Below are 16,140 nucleotides of genomic sequence, written 5' to 3'. Positions count from 1 at the left end.
TTCAAGCAATTTTCCTATTTTTTGGGGCAGGGCGTCCTGTGCTGTCGCGCACGACCAGCTCCGAATTGAGAACGATGTGCAATGGGCCTTGCGCCGGGCTAGCGCCCTCCAGAATGTCGATCAGCGCTTCGGCAGCCATGCGCCCCAGCGTTTCCCGAGGCTGGCGCATCGTGGTCAGGGGTGGTGCGTAATGGGCCGCGACGGCCAGATCGTCAAAGCCCACTATCGAGACGTCGTCGGGACATTGCAGGCCATGCTGGCGCATCCCGGAGAGGAAGCCTATGGCCGCTTCGTCATTGGCCGCGAAAATCGCCGTCGGGCGTTCGCCCAGCGCCATGAAGCGCGCGGCGGCGGAAAAGCCGCTGCTCATCTCGAAATTGCCGCGAAACAGCCATTCGGGCGGCACGTCATGCCCGGCGCGCTCCATGGCCCGCCTGAAGCCGGCGAGTCGGTCGCGCGCCACCACATTGCTGTCCGGCCCCATGATGTGGCCGATCCTGACATGGCCCAGATCCAGGAGATGCTGGGTGGCGCGCTCCGCGGCCTGGGCGTTATCCGTCTGCACGGTGTGGAAATCGGTGTCGGGAATGCTTTCGCAGGCCACAACCAGCGGCACGGAATAGGGCGGCATGGTGATGGCGTCGAGCATTTCGGGATCGAGCGACCCATCGAGGAGCAGCAGGCCATCGGCGCGATTGGACAGCATGTAATCCTGTAGACGCCGGGCGGTCACGGCGCCGAAATAGAGATTTGCAACCAGCACGCCATAGCCGCGACTGGTCGCCTCCCTCTCGATGGCATCGAGGATGGACGAGAAGAACGGATTGCGAATATCGGGCAGCGCAACAAGGATGGTTCTGGCGCTGCGCCGGCGCAGCGAGCGGGCAGCCTGGTTCAGCGTGTAACCTGTTGCATGAATGGCTTCGGAAATGCGTGCACGAGTGTCTTCGCTTACCCGTTCGGGTGTCGAGAGAGCACGGCTGACCGTGGCAGCAGAAACCGATGCGAATCGCGCAACATCTTGAATCGTCGGTGTTTTTTTCAAGTGATTCACCGCTTTCAGCACCCTGTTGTGCTGTCAATAATCCAAAGGGTCTAAATCGATCTTGACAGGTCCGCAAGGCTTGTATGAAACTCCTGAAATCGATTGCACAACCCATTTGGAACGTGTAGTGCAATCGATTACACGCAGTTGAGGGTTGCGCCCAGGGAGTGGCAGGCCTGCAATTGGTGCATCACTGGAGCGCTCGCTCCTCGTGTTCGTTGGGAGGACAATTATGAAAAAGTTTGCAGTGGTCGCCGCTATGGCAACCGCTTTCCTCGGCTCCACGGCCTATGCCGCCGAGCTGGAAGTCACGCATTGGTGGACGTCGGCTGGTGAAGCCGCTGCCATCGCCGAATTCGCCAAGGTCTTCGAAGAACAAACCGGCAATACCTGGGTCGATAGCGCCTTGGCTGGTTCGGGCACCGGCGCCAACCCCGTCATCATCAGCCGCATCATCGGCGGCAACCCGATGGGCGCCACGCAGATGAATACCGGTCGCGACGCCGAAGAACTCATTCAGGCCGGCCTGATGCGCGACCTGACCGATGTCGTCGCCGATCTCGATATCGACTCCTTCTACGTAGACCAGTCGCTGCTCGAGCCCTGCCGCTACGAAGGCGGTCTCTATTGTCTGCCGATCAACATCCACTCCTGGGACTGGCTGTGGCTCTCCACCGCCGCCTATGAGAAGATCGGCCAGCCGGTTCCGACCAACTGGAACGAATATGTGGATTCCTGGCCAGCACTCCAGGAAGCGGGCATCCTGCCCTTCGGTCTCGCCACCGGCTGGCCGATCTCGGGCGTTCCGGGCGTGCTGATGTCCGGCCTGGGCGGCAGCGACCTGGTCATCGCCATCAACCGCGACAAGGATGCAGCGGCCGTGCGCGGCCCCGAGTTCCGCAAGGTCGCCGAAGCCATGGACGATCTGCGTTCGGTGATTTCGCCGGACATGATGGTCCCCTCCTTCGGTGACGTCGGCAACCAGCTCCTGGCTGGCGAAGCAGCCGGCAATATCCATGGTGACTGGCTGGCTGGCGATCTCCAGGTGGCCGGCGGCGTTCCGGGCGAAGACTACGAATGTCTGCCCGCGCTCGGCCTCGGCGACCAGCTGACCGGCGGTGGCGACTCCTTCTACTTCCCGATCCTGCCTGAAGGCACCGATCCGGCAGTGATCGAAGCGCAGACCCAGCTGGCCCGCATCCTGATTTCGCCCGAAGCCCAGTTGAAGTTCAACATGGTCAAGGGTTCGATGCCGATCCGTACCGACATCGACCTGTCGGGCGCCAATGCCTGCATGCAAAAGGCAATCGGTCTGCTGGGCAACGGCCTGCTGCCGTCGGGTGACTTCGCGCTCTCCAGCGACACCCAGCAGCAGATGCAGGATCTGAACATGGAATTCATCGCCGACGATTCCATCACCGTCGATGACTATGTCGAGCGTTATGCCTCGATCATCGAACAGGCCGACTAAAAGCGGCAGGTTTTGATGAACTTCGGTTCTCATCACTGAAAAGCGGTGGTCGGCCTTGATTGGCAAGGTCGACCACTTTGTTATGGAGAGACGAAATGGCGGACATTGCCGTTCAATCGGGGGAGGGTGCTCGGCAAGCCGAACGTCCGGGGCTCCTCAAGAAAATATTCTTTCACAACCTGCCCGCCAAGATTGCGGCCACCCCCATGGTGGCCACGGTGCTGATCGTGTTCATCGGCTGCACGATCTGGACCGTCTACTATTCTTTCACCAATTCGAAACTGCTCCCGACCGGAAAATTCGTCGGTTTCGATCAATATGAGAGGCTGTTCGCGACGTCGCGCTGGAATATCTCGGTCACCAATCTGGTGAGCTATGGCGCCATGTCGCTGGTTCTCACGCTGACGCTGGGTTTCCTCCTGGCGGTGCTGATGGACCAGAAGATCCGCTTCGAAAGCGCCTTCCGCACGATCATGCTCTATCCATTCGCGCTGAGCTTCATCGTGACCGGCCTGGTCTGGCAATGGATCATGAACCCCACGCTCGGCCTTCAGGGCACGATGCGCAAGCTGGGCTGGGAAAGTTTCACCTTCGACTGGATCGCAAATCCGCGCATGGTGCTGTTCGCGCTGTTGATCGCGGGGCTCTGGCAGGGCGTCGGCTTCTGCATGATCCTGATGCTGGCTGGGTTGCGCGGGGTGGACGAGGAAATCTGGAAAGCGGCGCGCGTGGACGGCATTCCCACCTGGCGCACTTATGTCTCGGTAGTGCTGCCGATGATGCGGGGCGTGCTGATCACCGCCGTGGTGCTGATCGGTTCGGGCATTGTCCGCCTCTATGACCTGGTCGTGGCGCTGACGAATGGCGGCCCTGGCATCTCCTCGGAAGTGCCGGCCAAATACGTCATCAATTACATGTTCGGGGGCGGCAATATCGGCCAGGGCCTGGCGGCTGCAACCATGATGCTGCTCACCGTCCTCATCATCGTCATTCCGTGGGCCTATCTCGAATTCGGTGGAAAGGGGCGCCGCACATGAGCCAGTCAGCCATTATGACGGACACGACGCCACAAGGCGGCGCCGCCAACGGCGTCGAACCGCGCGGGCCGCGTCCCAAGCCGTTCTTCACGCCGAAGAAGATCATGATCTACACGACCCTGGTCTTCTTCTCGCTCTACTTCCTGTTTCCGCTCTACATCATGGTGATTACGTCGTTCAAAACCATGCCGGAAATCCGCTTCGGCAATATCTTCGCGCTGCCCAGCCAGATCAATTTCGATGCCTGGGCCAAGGCATGGACCAGCGCCTGTACGGGCCTGACCTGTCAGGGGCTGGCGCCGGGCTTCTGGAACTCGGTCAAGATCACCATTCCGAGCACCATCGTCTCCATCTTCATCGCGGCGGTGAACGGCTATGCGCTGGTCAACTGGCGGTTCAAGGGGGCTGATTTCTTCTTCGCCGTGCTGATCTTCGGCTCGTTCATTCCCTATCAGGTCATGCTCTATCCGCTGGTGATCATCACCCGTGAACTGGGGATTTTCGGCTCGCTGCAGGCGGTCATTCTCATCCACACCATTTTCGGCATGCCAATCCTGACGCTGCTTTTCCGCAATTATTTCTCGGCGCTGCCGCAGGAATTGTTCAAGGCGGCGCGCGTGGACGGGGCAGGGTTCTGGCGCATTTTCTTCGAGATCATGCTGCCCATGTCACTGCCGATCTTCGTCGTGGCGATCATCCTGCAGGTGACCGGCATCTGGAACGACTTCCTGTTCGGCGTCGTCTTTGCCGGCACGCAGAACCTGCCGATGACCGTTCAGCTCAACAATATCGTCAACTCCGCTCAGGGGACGCCCGAATACAACGTCAACATGGCCGCGACCGTGCTGACCGGGCTCGTGCCGCTGATCATCTACTTTGTCTCCGGCAAATTGTTCGTACGCGGCGTCGCCGCTGGCGCCGTGAAGGGATAAATCACTATGCAACCTAGCGTTTCCATCAAGGATCTGTCGCTCAACTTCGGTAGTGTGAAGGTGCTCGAGAACCTCAATCTCGACATTGCCCAGGGCGAGTTCATCGTGCTGCTCGGGCCTTCGGGCTGCGGCAAGTCCACCTTGCTCAATTGCATTGCCGGGCTTCTGGACGTTTCGGACGGGCAGATTTTCATCAATGGCAAGAACGTGACCTGGGAAGAGCCCAAGGACCGCGGCATCGGCATGGTGTTCCAGTCTTATGCGCTTTACCCGCAGATGACGGTGGAGCGGAATCTGAGCTTCGGGCTGCGCGTCGCCGGCATGCCCAAGGCGGAAATCGAAAGCCGCGTGAAGCGCGCCGCCGAAATCCTCCAGATCGAACCGCTTCTGCATCGCAAGCCGGCCAATCTGTCCGGCGGGCAGCGCCAGCGCGTCGCCATCGGCCGCGCGCTGGTTCGGGACGTGGACGTGTTCCTGTTCGACGAGCCGCTGTCCAATCTTGACGCCAAACTGCGAAGCGATCTGCGAGTCGAAATCAAGCGCCTGCATGCGCGGCTCAAGAATACCATGATCTACGTGACCCACGACCAGATCGAGGCCCTGACACTTGCGGACCGCATCGCCATCATGAAAAACGGCGTGATCCAGCAGCTTGCCGACCCGCACACGATCTATAACAAGCCGGTCAACCTCTATGTGGCGGGTTTTATCGGCTCGCCTTCGATGAACTTTCTCAGCGGCACGCTGGAAGGGCAGACATTTACCGCCGACGACGGCACCAAGATTCCGGTCGGCGCCTATGAATTTGAATCGGCGTCCGCTGCTTCGGGCAAGGCAGTTCTCGGCGTTCGCCCCGAGCATATCTTTATCGGGGAAGGTGCCCAGACCATGCCGTTCAAGACGGAGGCCGAGATCGAGATCGTCGAGCCCATGGGATCGGAAACCCTGGCCTGGACCCGGGTGGCCGGCGTTCCTATCACCTTCCGCTGCTCCAGCGATGTTCCGCTGACCGCCGGCGACAAGGTGAATCTCGGTTTCGACATCGCCCGCGGCTCGCTGTTCGATGCTACGACCGAGAGCCGGCTGTAACCGACCCTGAATTCGGCGGCGTCCCCCGGGACGCCGTCCAATATTACTTTTGCGGTATTCGATCTGCTCCGGCGCGGCGACGCCCGTCTTCCCGGCAGCTAAAACCTCGATCAGATGCGATACCGCATTCAATCGCCAGTATCCAAGAGGCCATCCATGACCGAGCTGTCTTTCCAGCTTTACAGCGCTCGCAACGTCTCCTCCATGTCCGAATTCTTCGGCACATTGTCCGCACTCGGCTATCGCCAGGTCGAAGGCTTTGGCGGGCTCTACGCCGATGCCGCAGGGCTTGCCGCCGATCTCAAGAAGAACAACCTGATCATGCCGACCGGCCATTTTGGGCTCGACCAGCTCAAGGATAGCTCCGGCGCGCTCAGAATTGCCGAAACCCTTGGCATCAAGCGCATCTATTGTCCCTTCATCATGCCGGATCAGCGCAGCGAAGATGAGTCCAAGTGGCTCGAACTGGCGGAAACGCTGGCTTCGCTGGGTGAGGTCTTCACCAAGGAAGGCTATGGCTTCGGCTGGCACAATCACGATTTTGAATTCGTGCCGACCACTTCGGGTCGCACGCCGATGGAAATCATCCTCGAAACCGCGCCAAAGATCGAATGGGAGTGCGACGTGGCGTGGGTGATCCGGGGCAAGGCCGATCCGGTCGCCTGGTTCGACAAGTATGGCGACCGCATTACCGCCGTTCACGTCAAGGACATCGCCGCCGAGGGAGAAAATCCCGAGGAAAGCGGCTGGGCCGATGTGGGCCATGGCGTCGTCGGCTGGGACGAGCTGATCAAGAAGGTCCAGGCAAAGACCAAGGCGCAATATTTCGTCGCCGAACATGACAATCCCAGCGATGCAGCGCGTTTCGCCACGCGCTCGATCGCCACCGCACAGAACTGGAAATAAGCCAAATGGCAAAGACCTATGGCGTCGGCATCATGGGTGCCGGCAATATCTCGGCCGCCTATCTGGGCCTCGCGCCGCTGTTCAAGGGGCTTGAAGTTCGCGCTATCGCCGATATCGTGCCCGAGGCAGCGCAGCGCCGGGCCGAGGAATTCGGCGTCGCCGCCCAGACGCCCGACGAATTGCTCAAGAACAGCGAGATCGACGTCATCGTCAATCTCACCGTTCCGGCGGCGCATTACCGCGTTTCGATGGACATCATTTCTGCCGGAAAGCATTCCTATTCCGAAAAGCCCTTCGTGCTCTCGGTGGAAGACGGATTGTCGCTCAAGAAGGCCGCCGATGAGAGGGGCCTCAAGGTCGGCTCCGCGCCCGACACCTTCCTGGGTGGGGCGCACCAGCAGGCCCGCGACATCATCGATAGCGGCACGCTGGGCAAGATCATGAGCGGCACCACCCACGTGATGAGCCGCGGCATGGAGCATTGGCATCCAAACCCGGACTTCTTCTTCCAGCCCGGCGGCGGCCCGATCCTCGATCTCGGTCCCTATTACATCACCGATCTGGTGCATCTGCTCGGGCCGGTAAAGCGCCTGTCGGCCTTCACCAACATGGCCCGCGATGAGCGCGTCGTCACCGCCGAGGGCCCGAACAAGGGCAGCGTGATCAAGGTCGGCACCCCGACCACGATCCATGGCGTGCTCGAATTCCACAATGGCGCCATCGTCACCATTGGCGCCAGCTGGGACGTGGCGGCCCATGGCCACCACAATATCGAGCTGTACGGGACCGATGGCTCGATCTTCGTGCCCGATCCGAACTTCTTCGGCGGCGATCTGGTGACCGCCGATCTGGGTGGCGCCCGCAGCCCGGTGGCGGCGTGGAACCACCCATTCGGCAAGCCGAACCAGGGCCTCGATCAGGACAATCCGCGCGCCAATTATCGCTGCGCCGGTCTCGCCGACATGATGCTCTCGCATGAAGCGGGCCTCGCGGCGCGCTGCGGGCTGGATGTGGCGCTGCATGTGGTGGACGTGATGACCGGTCTGCTCAAGGCGGGCGAGACAGGCCAGGTACTGACTCTACAGACCACCTGCGAGCGTCCGCGCGCCCTTGGCATTGCCGAGGCGCAGGCGCTGCTCAAGGACTGATGGACGTGCCTCATTGACAGGCAGATGGTGCCGGTCAAGACTGATGATGAACAGGTCGGGCGGCGAGCGATCGCCGCCCATCATTCATGCGGCTCGTTCGCAACGACAAGAACAAGCCCCGGCAATGCGGTGCGCGGGGCCTCAAGAGGAGACCCCTTATGGCCACCACGATTAAAGGCCCCGCCATTTTCCTTGCCCAATTCGCGGGCGACACGGCGCCCTTCGACAGCCTCGACAATATCTGCCGCTGGGCGGCCGGGCTCGGCTATAAGGGCGTGCAGATTCCCAGCTGGGTATCGAGCTTCATCGATCTCGAAAAAGCCGCTAATTCCAAGACTTATGCTGACGAGATCAAGGGAATTGTGAACAGCCACGGGCTGGAAATTACCGAGCTGTCCACCCATCTCCAGGGCCAGCTTGTCGCCGTGCATCCCGCCTATGATTCCGCATTTGACGGCTTTGCGCCTTCCTCTGTTCACGGCAATCCCAAGGCCCGGCAGGAATGGGCGGTGCAGACTTTGTTCAACGCCGCCAAGGCCTCGCGTAATTTGGGCCTCGATGCGCATGCCACGTTTTCAGGCTCTCTGGCCTGGCCCTATATCTATCCGTGGCCGCAGCGCCCGGCGGGTCTGGTCGAGGAGGCCTTTGACGAACTGGCGCGCCGCTGGACGCCGATCCTCAATGCGTTTGATGAAGCCGGTGTCGATGTCTGCTACGAAATCCATCCGGGTGAAGACCTGCATGATGGCGTTTCCTACGAGATGTTCCTCGATCGGGTGAAAAACCACCCGCGCGCCAATCTGCTTTACGATCCGAGCCATTTCGTGCTGCAGCAGCTCGACTACCTGGATTATATCGACATCTACAAGGACCGGATCAAAGCATTTCACGTCAAGGACGCCGAGTTCAATCCAACCGGGCGGCAGGGTGTCTATGGCGGTTTCCAGTCCTGGGTGGACCGGGCAGGGCGCTTCCGCTCCATCGGCGACGGTCAGGTCGATTTTCCGGCGATCTTCGCCAAGATGGCGGCCAACGACTTCAAGGGCTGGGCCGTGCTCGAATGGGAATGTGCCCTCAAGCATCCGGAAGACGGCGCCCGCGAAGGGGCGGAACTGATCCAGAGCTATATCATCCGCGTCACCGAAAAAGCTTTCGACGACTTCGCCAGTGGCGGCGCCGATCAGGCGGCCAATCGCAAGATGCTGGGCCTGTCATAATATCGCGCATGTCCATATTCCGCGTCATTTCCCGGGCAAGAGGGGCAATGAGGCGGAATGAAAGAGCATTGATCAGGGAGATGAAAAATGGCTGAGAATGGCGCAAGGCGCATTCGCCTGGGCATGGTGGGCGGCGGCACGGGGGCTTTTATCGGCTATGTGCATCGTATCGCCGCCCGTATCGACGGGGATTTTGACCTGGTGGCCGGAGCGCTGTCGTCGCGCCCGGAAGTGGCCCGGGAATCTGGCAAGAATCTCGGTCTCGCCGAGGATCGCATCTATACGTCCTACGAGGAGATGGCCAAGGCGGAGGCTGCGCGTCCCGATGGCATCGAGGCCGTCTCCATCGTTACGCCAAACCACATGCATTTTGGTCCCGCCAAGGCGTTTCTCGAAGCGGGCATTCATGTGATCTGCGACAAGCCGATCACCTCGACGCTCGAGGATGCGCGCAGGCTGGCCGAAATCAAGCCGAAGAACGGCGCGAAATTCCTGCTGACGCATAATTACACCGGCTATCCGCTGATCCGTCAGGCGCGGGAAATGGTCGCCTCCGGCGCGCTGGGCAAAATTCGGGTCGTGCAGGCCGAATATCCGCAGGATTGGCTCACCGAAGCCACCGATGACGACAACAAGCAGGCGGCCTGGCGCACCGATCCGGCCAAATCCGGCGTAGGCGGGGCCATCGGCGACATCGGCACCCATGCCTATAATCTCGCTCGCTTCGTTACCGGGCTCAAGACCGAAGCGGTGTCGGCTGACCTCACCGCTTTTGTGCCGGGCCGTCAGCTCGACGACAATGTGCATATCATGCTGCGCTTCGAAGGCGGCGCCAAGGGCATGCTCTGGGCCAGCCAGGTTGCGGTGGGCTGCGAAAACGGCCTGCAATTGCGCGTCTATGGCGACAAGGGCGGCATTGAATGGCGTCAGGACAACCCGAATTATATGTGGTTCACCGAGTTCGGCAGGCCCAAGCAATTGCTCACCCGTGGCGGGTCCATTTCGGTGCCCGCGGCGGCTTCAATGAATGTCCGCATTCCTTCGGGGCACCCGGAAGGCTATCTGGAAGCCTTCGCCACACTCTACAGCCAGTTCGCTGCCGTCATCCGCGGCGAGGGCGCCGAGTATGAAGGCCTGCTGCCGAGCTTGGCCGATGGCGTCGAGGGCATGGAATTCATCGTGGCTTCGGTAAAGTCGAGCCAGAATGACAGCAAGTGGACGAAACTCAGCGAGGTCTGAGGCAGGTTATGAGGGCTCCCTCTCTCCCTTAACTTGAGAGAGGGCGTGTCGCGCCTCCCCATTCCGGATCGTCACCCTCGCGCTTGAGGCGGGGGTGACGAGCGGTGAACAGGGCTGACACGACAGACCTATTGTACCCGCTCGCTGGTGAATCCGCGCTCTTCGAGTAGTTTCACCACGCTGACATCGCCGGCCAGATGCGCCGCGCCAACCACGAGCAGCGCGGTCTCGTTACGGGCCAGCATGGCCTCGATCTGCTCGACCCAATTGTGGTTGCGCTGATCGATCAATCGTTCGACCATGCCACCACCATATCCGCCCATCTGTGCATCGAAGATGGTGCCGAGCAATTCGGGTTCGCCGCCCAGCCAGGCATCGACCATGGCGCTGATGTCGCTGGAGGCGTCATCGAGCGTGTCCAGGGTAGCGCGCAGCATGGCGATCTGCTCGTCCATGTCGCCGCCCGCGAGAAAACCAAGCTGCTGCTCTGGCGTTTCGAGGAATCCCTTGCGTTCCGCCGGCAATTCCTGGCTCAACAGCGTCTCCACCCCCAGCTCGGGCGCGTAGCCCTGGGTTGCGACCACGCCCACGGACAGGGTGGTTGCCGCCATCCACGGTTCCATGGTCAACAGCATGGGCATGGGCAGGCCGTATTCCTCTGCCTTTTCCCGCAATTGCGCGGTCAGTTCAGGCCCGATCTTCTCGCTGAGCAGGCGGCCGTCCCTGGAAAATCCCAGCTCGTAGCTCAGATTGGTAATGCTTAGTTGCGCCTCAAGGCTGATGTCGGTCTCAAAATAGACGAGATCCACCTTGGACATGACCTTGTCGAGGTGCCCCGTGCGCCATTCCGGCCAGTCGGGCAGCAGGTGTACCGATCCGAACAGCCAGATCGCGCTGTCCCCGTCGCTGACCTTCCACATCGCCGGAGCGGCCTGGGCGGCACCGGTGCTCAATATCAGGGCAGCCAGGGGGGCGATGAACTGGCGCATCATGTCGAACCCTCTCATTTTGAACTCTCGGCGCGAGCCTAGCGGCAAAAAACAAAACGCCGCAATCTCTTGCGGCGTCGCGTGCAATCAATCTTCAGCGTAGACGCCTAATGGGTCCAGGGCGTCTTGCGGTCCGAGCGGAAATTGTCGGGATAGCTGACGCGCTTGGGCGTGGCATCGTGGGCCGGCTGCACGGAATAGGGGATGCCGTTGCGCTGCGCGTAAGATTCGGCCTCTTCCTGTGTCGGGAAGGAGAGCCTCACCTGCTGGTTCATGTCCGTGCTGCTGGTATAGCCCATCAGGGGGTCGATGCTGCGGGGAACCTGCGGTTCATGCACCAGCACCCAGCTATTGGACTTTCCCTTGCCGGACTGCATGGCGTTGGGGGCAGGGCGGTAGATGCGAGCGGTCATGCAAAGTCCTCAACACGATGCGAGGCGAATGGTCGGAGTACAAAGATTCGAACTTTGGACCCCCGGTTCCCAAAACCGGTGCTCTACCAGGCTGAGCTACACTCCGACATCGCGCCTCTCCGTTAGCGCGTTCGCCGCCAAAGGGCAAGGCCGCTCGCAGCGCCGTGGCACACTTGACGACAACAGGACATGCAAGGGACAAGAACGTCATGATAGACCTGCAAAAGCCCTGGCCTCCGGGCCTCAATCGCTCCTCGTGGCCATTCTTCATCACTGGAATGGTTGTGGTTCTTGCCGCGCTGGCGAGCATCGATATCGCGGCGTCGCGAGGGGCGATCGGCTGGCCCGCTGAATGGCGGGCGCCGTTTTTCTTCATCACCGATTACGGATTGTCCGACTGGATCCTGATTCCCAGCCTGGTGCTGATGATTCTGTTGCGCCTCGCCATGTTTCCGCTGCGGGGCCTTTGGCGCGAAGCGACGGGCGAGATGGCGATGATTTTCGCCTTCGTCTTCGTGGGTGTTGGCGCGCCCGGCCTTGTCACCAATGTCCTCAAGCGGCTGATCGGGCGGAGCAGGCCGACCGAATTTGAAACCTCCGGTGCCTTCTCCTTCCAGCATTTCTTCAATGACTGGACGTTTCAGAGCTTTCCCAGCGGCCATTCGGCGACGGCCATCGCTACCGCCTTCACCATCGGCTTTCTCTGGCCGCGCACATTTCTGGTGCTGCTGGTGGTCGGGGTAGTGGTAGCCATCTCGCGGGTGCCGGTGGGCGCGCATTATCCCACCGACGTATTCGCCGGCATGATCGTGGGCATGCTCGGCGCCTATCTGGTGCGCAATGTGTTTGCCCGCAAAGGCTGGCTGTTCGAAAAGCGCACCGATGGAAAGATCGTGCGCAAGCCGCTGAGCGGCCTGCGCCAGCTTGTTTACCGCGCCGCTGAATAGCGGCCCAGCGCCGCTGCAAGGTCGGCCTTGAGGTCGTCCAGTCCCTCCAGTCCGATATGGACACGGAAGAGATTTGTGTCATTGGGCCAGGGATTGACTGTTCGCGACTTGCCCATGAGAACGGGCAGGCAGAGGCTTTCATAGCCGCCCCAGGAATATCCCATGCCAAAAATCCGCATGTGATCGACAAAGGCGGCTACGGCCTCGCGGTGCGCCGGCTTCAGCACGAAGCCGAAGAGGCTCCCGGAGCCGGTGAAGTTCTTTTTCCAGATGGCGTGGTCGGGATGGCTGGGCAAAGCCGGGTGCAGCACCTTTTCGACCTCGGCCTGTCCTTCGAGCCATGCGGCAATATCGAGCGCCCGGGCCTGGTGTTCCTTCATCCTTATGGCCAGCGTGCGCAAACCGCGCGCCACCAGATAGGCGTCATCGCCGGAGCTGAAGAAGCCGAGCAGGTTGCGCACCCGATCGACATCGGGCCATGCTTCCTGGGTGGCTGAGATAGTCCCGGCCATCACGTCCGAATGCCCCACGAACATCTTGGTGGCCGCATGGACGACGATGTCGGCGCCCAGCGCCAGCGGGCGATGATAAAGCGGCGTCGCCCAGCTATTGTCCACGATCAGCCGGGCGCCGCCCGCATGCGCCGCTGCGGCGAGAACGGCGATGTCCTGGATCTCGAATGTCAGCGAGCCGGGGCTTTCGGCGAGAACTGCCTTGGTATTGGGCTGCATGAGCGCGGTGAGGCCGGCCCCGATATGGGGATCGTAATAGCGGACACTGACCCCCATGCGCTCGAGGTAACCATCGGCAAACTTGCGGCCCGGCTCATAGGCGCTGTCACTGATCATGATGTCGTCGCCGGCCTTGACGCAGGCCATCAGCGCAATGGTGATCGCCGCCAGCCCCGAAGGCACCAGCTTGGTGCGATAGCCTCCCTCCAATTCGTTGATTACCGATTCCACTGATTCTGTGGTCGGGTTTCCGGCGCGGCCATAGAGGTAGCGCTGCGCCTGCGCGTCTAGATCGGCCAGCGTTTTGAACAGAACGGTTGAGCCGCGATAGACCGGCGTGTTGACGAAGCCGAACTGCTCCTCGGGATGACGTCCCCCATGGGTAAGGATCGTTTCCACAGATTCTACAGTTGAAGTGCCGGTTTTATGGTCGTTCATAGTAAGCTCGGTGCTCAAAAAGAAATCAATTGGGGATGGTTGGCTAATTAAACGACAGGTTTCCTGTCCCAACATGCCATATTCCCTTGACGTTACAGTCAATAGAGGTTTGCATGTTTAGCAGCATCCAAACCGACAACAAAGCGGTGGTGCGATCGGAGCCTCGGCAAACTAGATAGGTTCCGAAACACAGGGTCAGGAAACAAAAGGCAAAAATATGCAAAAAGCGCTCGTATCGATCGCAGTCGCGGCCTCGTTGGGCCTCGGCGCGACGGCCGCCCAGGCGGCCATTCTCGACGACGTCAAGGCCAAGGGATACATCCAATGTGGCGTGACCGGCGGTGTGGCCGGCTTCTCCGCTCCCGATTCGAACAATGTGTGGACCGGTATTGAAGTTGACTATTGCCGTGCCATGGCCGCGGCCATCTTCAACGACGCCGACGCCGTTCGCTTCACGTCGCTGACCAGCCAGGAGCGTTTCACGGCCCTGTCCGCGGGCGAAATTGACGTGCTCTCCCGCACCACGACCTGGACGATGAGCCGCGATACCCAGCTGGGCATCAGCTTTATCGGCACCATGTTCTACGATGGCCAGGGCTTCATGGTCCGCAAGGACGACGGCATCGAATCCGCACTGGATTTGAGCGGTGCGGCTATCTGCATCGAATCCGGTACCACCACCGAGCTCAACGCCGCTGACTATTTCGCCGCCAATGGCATGGAATTCAACACTGTGGTGTTCGTGGACCAGGACGAAGTTGTGAAGGCCTATGAAGATGGCCGCTGCGACGTCTACACCACCGATTCCTCGGCACTGGCCGCCGAACGCTCCAAGTTCGCCAATCCCAACGATCACATCATCCTGCCGGAAATCATCTCCAAGGAGCCGCTTGGCCCGGTGGTCCGCGCCGGTGACACCCAGTGGTTCAACATTGCGCGCTGGACCTATTTCGCGCTGCTCGAAGCCGAAGAACTGGGCATCAGCTCGGCCAATGTCGATGAACAGCTGGGCTCGGACAATCCGGCGATCAAGCGTCTGCTTGGCGTTGAAGGCGAATTCGGCGCCCCGCTGGGCATCGACAATGCCTGGGCCTACCAGATCATCAAGCTGGTCGGCAATTACGCCGAAACCTACGAGCGCAATGTCGGGCCGGATACCCCGATCGGTCTTGAGCGTGGCCTGAATGCCCTGTGGCGCGATGGCGGCATCCAGTACTCCCCGCCGATCCGCTAAGCCGAACGAATTGGGCCGGCGCTCCTTAACGGAGCGCCGGACTTTTTGTTCCGCCGCCTGCCGCGTCTATCCCGGCGTACAGCGGCCTTTTGCGGCCAAGGGACAACTCACATGACGACACTCGATAATGGGGCCTCGACGGCTCCACGGGCGAGCTTTCTCAACGATCCGGTGATCCGTGGGATCATCTACCAGGTCGTTGTCGCGGCCCTTATCATCAGTTTCATTGCCTGGATCATCGGCAATACAGCGGCCAATCTGGCGGCGCAGAACAAGACGACCGGCTTTGACTTTCTCTGGCGCACAGCTGGCTTCGACATTTCTTTCTCGCTGCTGCCCTGGTCGCGCGCGTCCTATTACTACGAAGCCTTCCTCGTCGGCCTGATCAATACGCTGCTCGTGGCCGTGGTCGGCATCTTCTTCGCTACGATCCTGGGTTTCACCATCGGCATTGCGCGGCTGAGCACCAATTTCATCGTGGCGAGTCTGGCCACGCTCTATATTGAGGTGATCCGCAACATCCCGCTGCTGCTGCAGCTCTTCTTCTGGTATTTCGCGGTGCTCAAGGCCATGCCGGCGGTGCGCAATTCCTTTGAACTGCCGTTCGGCTCCTTCATCAATCAGCGCGGCATCATGATTCCGCGGCCGATACCGGACGAGCAGTTCGGATTCGTGTGGATCGGGCTGGCCTTGGCCATTGTCGCAGTCGTGATGCTGAGCCGCTGGGCGAAGAAGCGGCTGGAACGAACGGGAAAGCGCTTTCCGGTTTTCCTGACTTCGTTGGTCCTGCTGCTCGGCGTCACCGGACTGGTTTTCTGGATCAGCGGTGCCAGCGTGTCCTTCGAAAATCCGGTACTTGAGCGGTTCAATTTCCGCGGCGGGCTGCAATTGCCGCCGGAATTCATCGCGCTGGCCTTCGGTCTCACCATCTATACGGCGGCCTTCATCGCCGAGACGGTGCGCGGCGGCATCCAGGCGGTCAGCCATGGCCAGACCGAAGCAGCGGCATCGCTCGGGCTCAAGGACGGCGACCGGCTGCGGCTTGTGATCGTCCCGCAGGCGATGCGCGTCATCATCCCGCCGCTGACCAGCCAATATCTCAACCTGACGAAGAATTCGTCGCTGGGCGCGGCTATCGGCTATCCCGAACTGGTCAACGTCTTTGCCGGAACCTCGCTGAACCAGACCGGACGGGCGATCGAGTGCATCGCCATCGTCATGCTGGTTTATCTCACGTTCTCGCTGCTCACCTCGGCGATCATGAATTGGTACAATGCCCGCGTTAAGCTGGTGGAACGGTAGGG

15 protein-coding genes and 1 tRNA gene are annotated in these 16,140 nt (G+C 60.6%); 11 read left to right on the top strand and 5 right to left on the bottom strand.

The features are described 5' to 3' along the window. Position 1: 1 nt before the first annotated feature. Positions 2–1,045 carry a LacI family DNA-binding transcriptional regulator gene (locus H0482_RS01705; RefSeq protein ID WP_193728296.1) on the bottom strand — a complete coding sequence of 348 codons (1,044 nt, stop codon included), beginning with the start codon at positions 1,043–1,045 and terminating at the stop codon, positions 2–4. A gap of 232 nt (positions 1,046–1,277) precedes the next feature. Between H0482_RS01705 and H0482_RS01700 the strand changes: the two genes are divergently transcribed. The 8 genes from H0482_RS01700 (at position 1,278) to H0482_RS01665 (ending at position 10,084) form a co-directional block, all read left to right on the top strand. Then, positions 1,278–2,516 carry an ABC transporter substrate-binding protein gene (locus H0482_RS01700; protein WP_193728295.1) on the top strand — a complete coding sequence of 413 codons (1,239 nt, stop codon included), beginning with the start codon at positions 1,278–1,280 and terminating at the stop codon, positions 2,514–2,516. Positions 2,517–2,611: 95 nt separating this feature from the next. After that, entirely contained in the window at positions 2,612–3,553 is a 942-nt protein-coding gene (locus H0482_RS01695) for a carbohydrate ABC transporter permease (RefSeq protein WP_193728294.1), read from the top strand. Further along, entirely contained in the window at positions 3,550–4,485 is a 936-nt protein-coding gene (locus tag H0482_RS01690; RefSeq protein WP_193728293.1) for a carbohydrate ABC transporter permease, read from the top strand. Before H0482_RS01695 ends, H0482_RS01690 begins: the two co-directional genes overlap by 4 nt. A 6-nt stretch (positions 4,486–4,491) precedes the next feature. After that, the gene (locus H0482_RS01685; RefSeq protein WP_193728292.1) at positions 4,492–5,574 is read left to right on the top strand and encodes an ABC transporter ATP-binding protein; all 1,083 of its coding nucleotides are present in this window, start codon (positions 4,492–4,494) and stop codon (positions 5,572–5,574) included. 156 nt (positions 5,575–5,730) lie between these two features. Continuing rightward, a complete protein-coding gene (locus H0482_RS01680; protein ID WP_193728291.1) occupies positions 5,731–6,480 on the top strand; it encodes a sugar phosphate isomerase/epimerase family protein in 750 nt (249 codons plus the stop codon). A gap of 5 nt (positions 6,481–6,485) precedes the next feature. Then, positions 6,486–7,628: a Gfo/Idh/MocA family protein gene (locus tag H0482_RS01675; protein WP_193728290.1), complete on the top strand. Its 1,143-nt coding sequence runs from the start codon at positions 6,486–6,488 to the stop codon at positions 7,626–7,628. A gap of 158 nt (positions 7,629–7,786) precedes the next feature. Next, the gene (locus H0482_RS01670) at positions 7,787–8,845 is read left to right on the top strand and encodes a sugar phosphate isomerase/epimerase family protein (RefSeq protein WP_193728289.1); all 1,059 of its coding nucleotides are present in this window, start codon (positions 7,787–7,789) and stop codon (positions 8,843–8,845) included. An 87-nt stretch (positions 8,846–8,932) separates the two neighbouring features. Then, entirely contained in the window at positions 8,933–10,084 is a 1,152-nt protein-coding gene (locus H0482_RS01665; RefSeq protein ID WP_193728288.1) for a Gfo/Idh/MocA family protein, read from the top strand. A gap of 128 nt (positions 10,085–10,212) precedes the next feature. Here H0482_RS01665 and H0482_RS01660 read toward each other — a convergent pair whose 3' ends face one another. The 3 genes from H0482_RS01660 to H0482_RS01650 form a co-directional block, all read right to left on the bottom strand. After that, positions 10,213–11,091 carry a TraB/GumN family protein gene (locus tag H0482_RS01660; protein WP_193728287.1) on the bottom strand — a complete coding sequence of 293 codons (879 nt, stop codon included), beginning with the start codon at positions 11,089–11,091 and terminating at the stop codon, positions 10,213–10,215. 89 nt (positions 11,092–11,180) lie between these two features. Beyond that, positions 11,181–11,486, bottom strand: coding sequence for an ETC complex I subunit (locus H0482_RS01655; protein ID WP_193728286.1), 306 nt, complete (start codon positions 11,484–11,486; stop codon positions 11,181–11,183). Positions 11,487–11,515: 29 nt separating this feature from the next. Continuing rightward, positions 11,516–11,592, bottom strand: a tRNA-Pro gene (locus tag H0482_RS01650). Between the two features lie 103 nt (positions 11,593–11,695). On the opposite strand from H0482_RS01650, the gene H0482_RS01645 reads away from it, so the two are divergent. Further along, complete coding sequence (locus H0482_RS01645; RefSeq protein WP_193728285.1) at positions 11,696–12,433, top strand: phosphatase PAP2 family protein; 738 nt, start codon at positions 11,696–11,698, stop codon at positions 12,431–12,433. On the opposite strand, the gene metC is transcribed toward H0482_RS01645, so the two are convergent. Continuing rightward, a complete protein-coding gene (gene metC, locus H0482_RS01640; RefSeq protein WP_193728284.1) occupies positions 12,415–13,602 on the bottom strand; it encodes a cystathionine beta-lyase in 1,188 nt (395 codons plus the stop codon). The two genes, H0482_RS01645 and metC, sit on opposite strands and share 19 nt — an antisense overlap. 217 nt (positions 13,603–13,819) lie before the next feature. On the opposite strand from metC, the gene H0482_RS01635 reads away from it, so the two are divergent. After that, positions 13,820–14,836, top strand: a complete 1,017-nt coding sequence (locus tag H0482_RS01635) for an amino acid ABC transporter substrate-binding protein (RefSeq protein WP_193728283.1) — start codon at positions 13,820–13,822, stop codon at positions 14,834–14,836. A 111-nt stretch (positions 14,837–14,947) separates the two neighbouring features. Then, positions 14,948–16,138: an amino acid ABC transporter permease gene (locus tag H0482_RS01630; RefSeq protein ID WP_193728282.1), complete on the top strand. Its 1,191-nt coding sequence runs from the start codon at positions 14,948–14,950 to the stop codon at positions 16,136–16,138. Positions 16,139–16,140 lie beyond the last annotated feature (2 nt).

The sequence above is a fragment of the Devosia faecipullorum genome, from assembly GCF_015158295.1.
Taxonomy (GTDB): Bacteria; Pseudomonadota; Alphaproteobacteria; order Rhizobiales; family Devosiaceae; genus Devosia; species Devosia faecipullorum.
This window is presented reverse-complemented; position numbering and strand designations above follow the sequence as displayed.

Excerpts from the sequence above, each read along its gene's own strand:
- H0482_RS01680 (WP_193728291.1), top strand. The coding sequence starts at position 5,731 with ATGACCGAGCTGTCTTTCCAGCTTTACAGCGCTCGCAACGTCTCCTCC.
- metC (WP_193728284.1), bottom strand. The coding sequence starts at position 13,602 with ATGAACGACCATAAAACCGGCACTTCAACTGTAGAATCTGTGGAAACG.
- H0482_RS01670 (WP_193728289.1), top strand. The coding sequence starts at position 7,787 with ATGGCCACCACGATTAAAGGCCCCGCCATTTTCCTTGCCCAATTCGCG.
- H0482_RS01700 (WP_193728295.1), top strand. The coding sequence starts at position 1,278 with ATGAAAAAGTTTGCAGTGGTCGCCGCTATGGCAACCGCTTTCCTCGGC.
- H0482_RS01690 (WP_193728293.1), top strand. The coding sequence starts at position 3,550 with ATGAGCCAGTCAGCCATTATGACGGACACGACGCCACAAGGCGGCGCC.
- H0482_RS01645 (WP_193728285.1), top strand. The coding sequence starts at position 11,696 with ATGATAGACCTGCAAAAGCCCTGGCCTCCGGGCCTCAATCGCTCCTCG.
- H0482_RS01685 (WP_193728292.1), top strand. The coding sequence starts at position 4,492 with ATGCAACCTAGCGTTTCCATCAAGGATCTGTCGCTCAACTTCGGTAGT.
- H0482_RS01660 (WP_193728287.1), bottom strand. The coding sequence starts at position 11,091 with ATGAGAGGGTTCGACATGATGCGCCAGTTCATCGCCCCCCTGGCTGCC.
- H0482_RS01635 (WP_193728283.1), top strand. The coding sequence starts at position 13,820 with ATGCAAAAAGCGCTCGTATCGATCGCAGTCGCGGCCTCGTTGGGCCTC.
- H0482_RS01665 (WP_193728288.1), top strand. The coding sequence starts at position 8,933 with ATGGCTGAGAATGGCGCAAGGCGCATTCGCCTGGGCATGGTGGGCGGC.
- H0482_RS01630 (WP_193728282.1), top strand. The coding sequence starts at position 14,948 with ATGACGACACTCGATAATGGGGCCTCGACGGCTCCACGGGCGAGCTTT.
- H0482_RS01695 (WP_193728294.1), top strand. The coding sequence starts at position 2,612 with ATGGCGGACATTGCCGTTCAATCGGGGGAGGGTGCTCGGCAAGCCGAA.
- H0482_RS01655 (WP_193728286.1), bottom strand. The coding sequence starts at position 11,486 with ATGACCGCTCGCATCTACCGCCCTGCCCCCAACGCCATGCAGTCCGGC.
- H0482_RS01675 (WP_193728290.1), top strand. The coding sequence starts at position 6,486 with ATGGCAAAGACCTATGGCGTCGGCATCATGGGTGCCGGCAATATCTCG.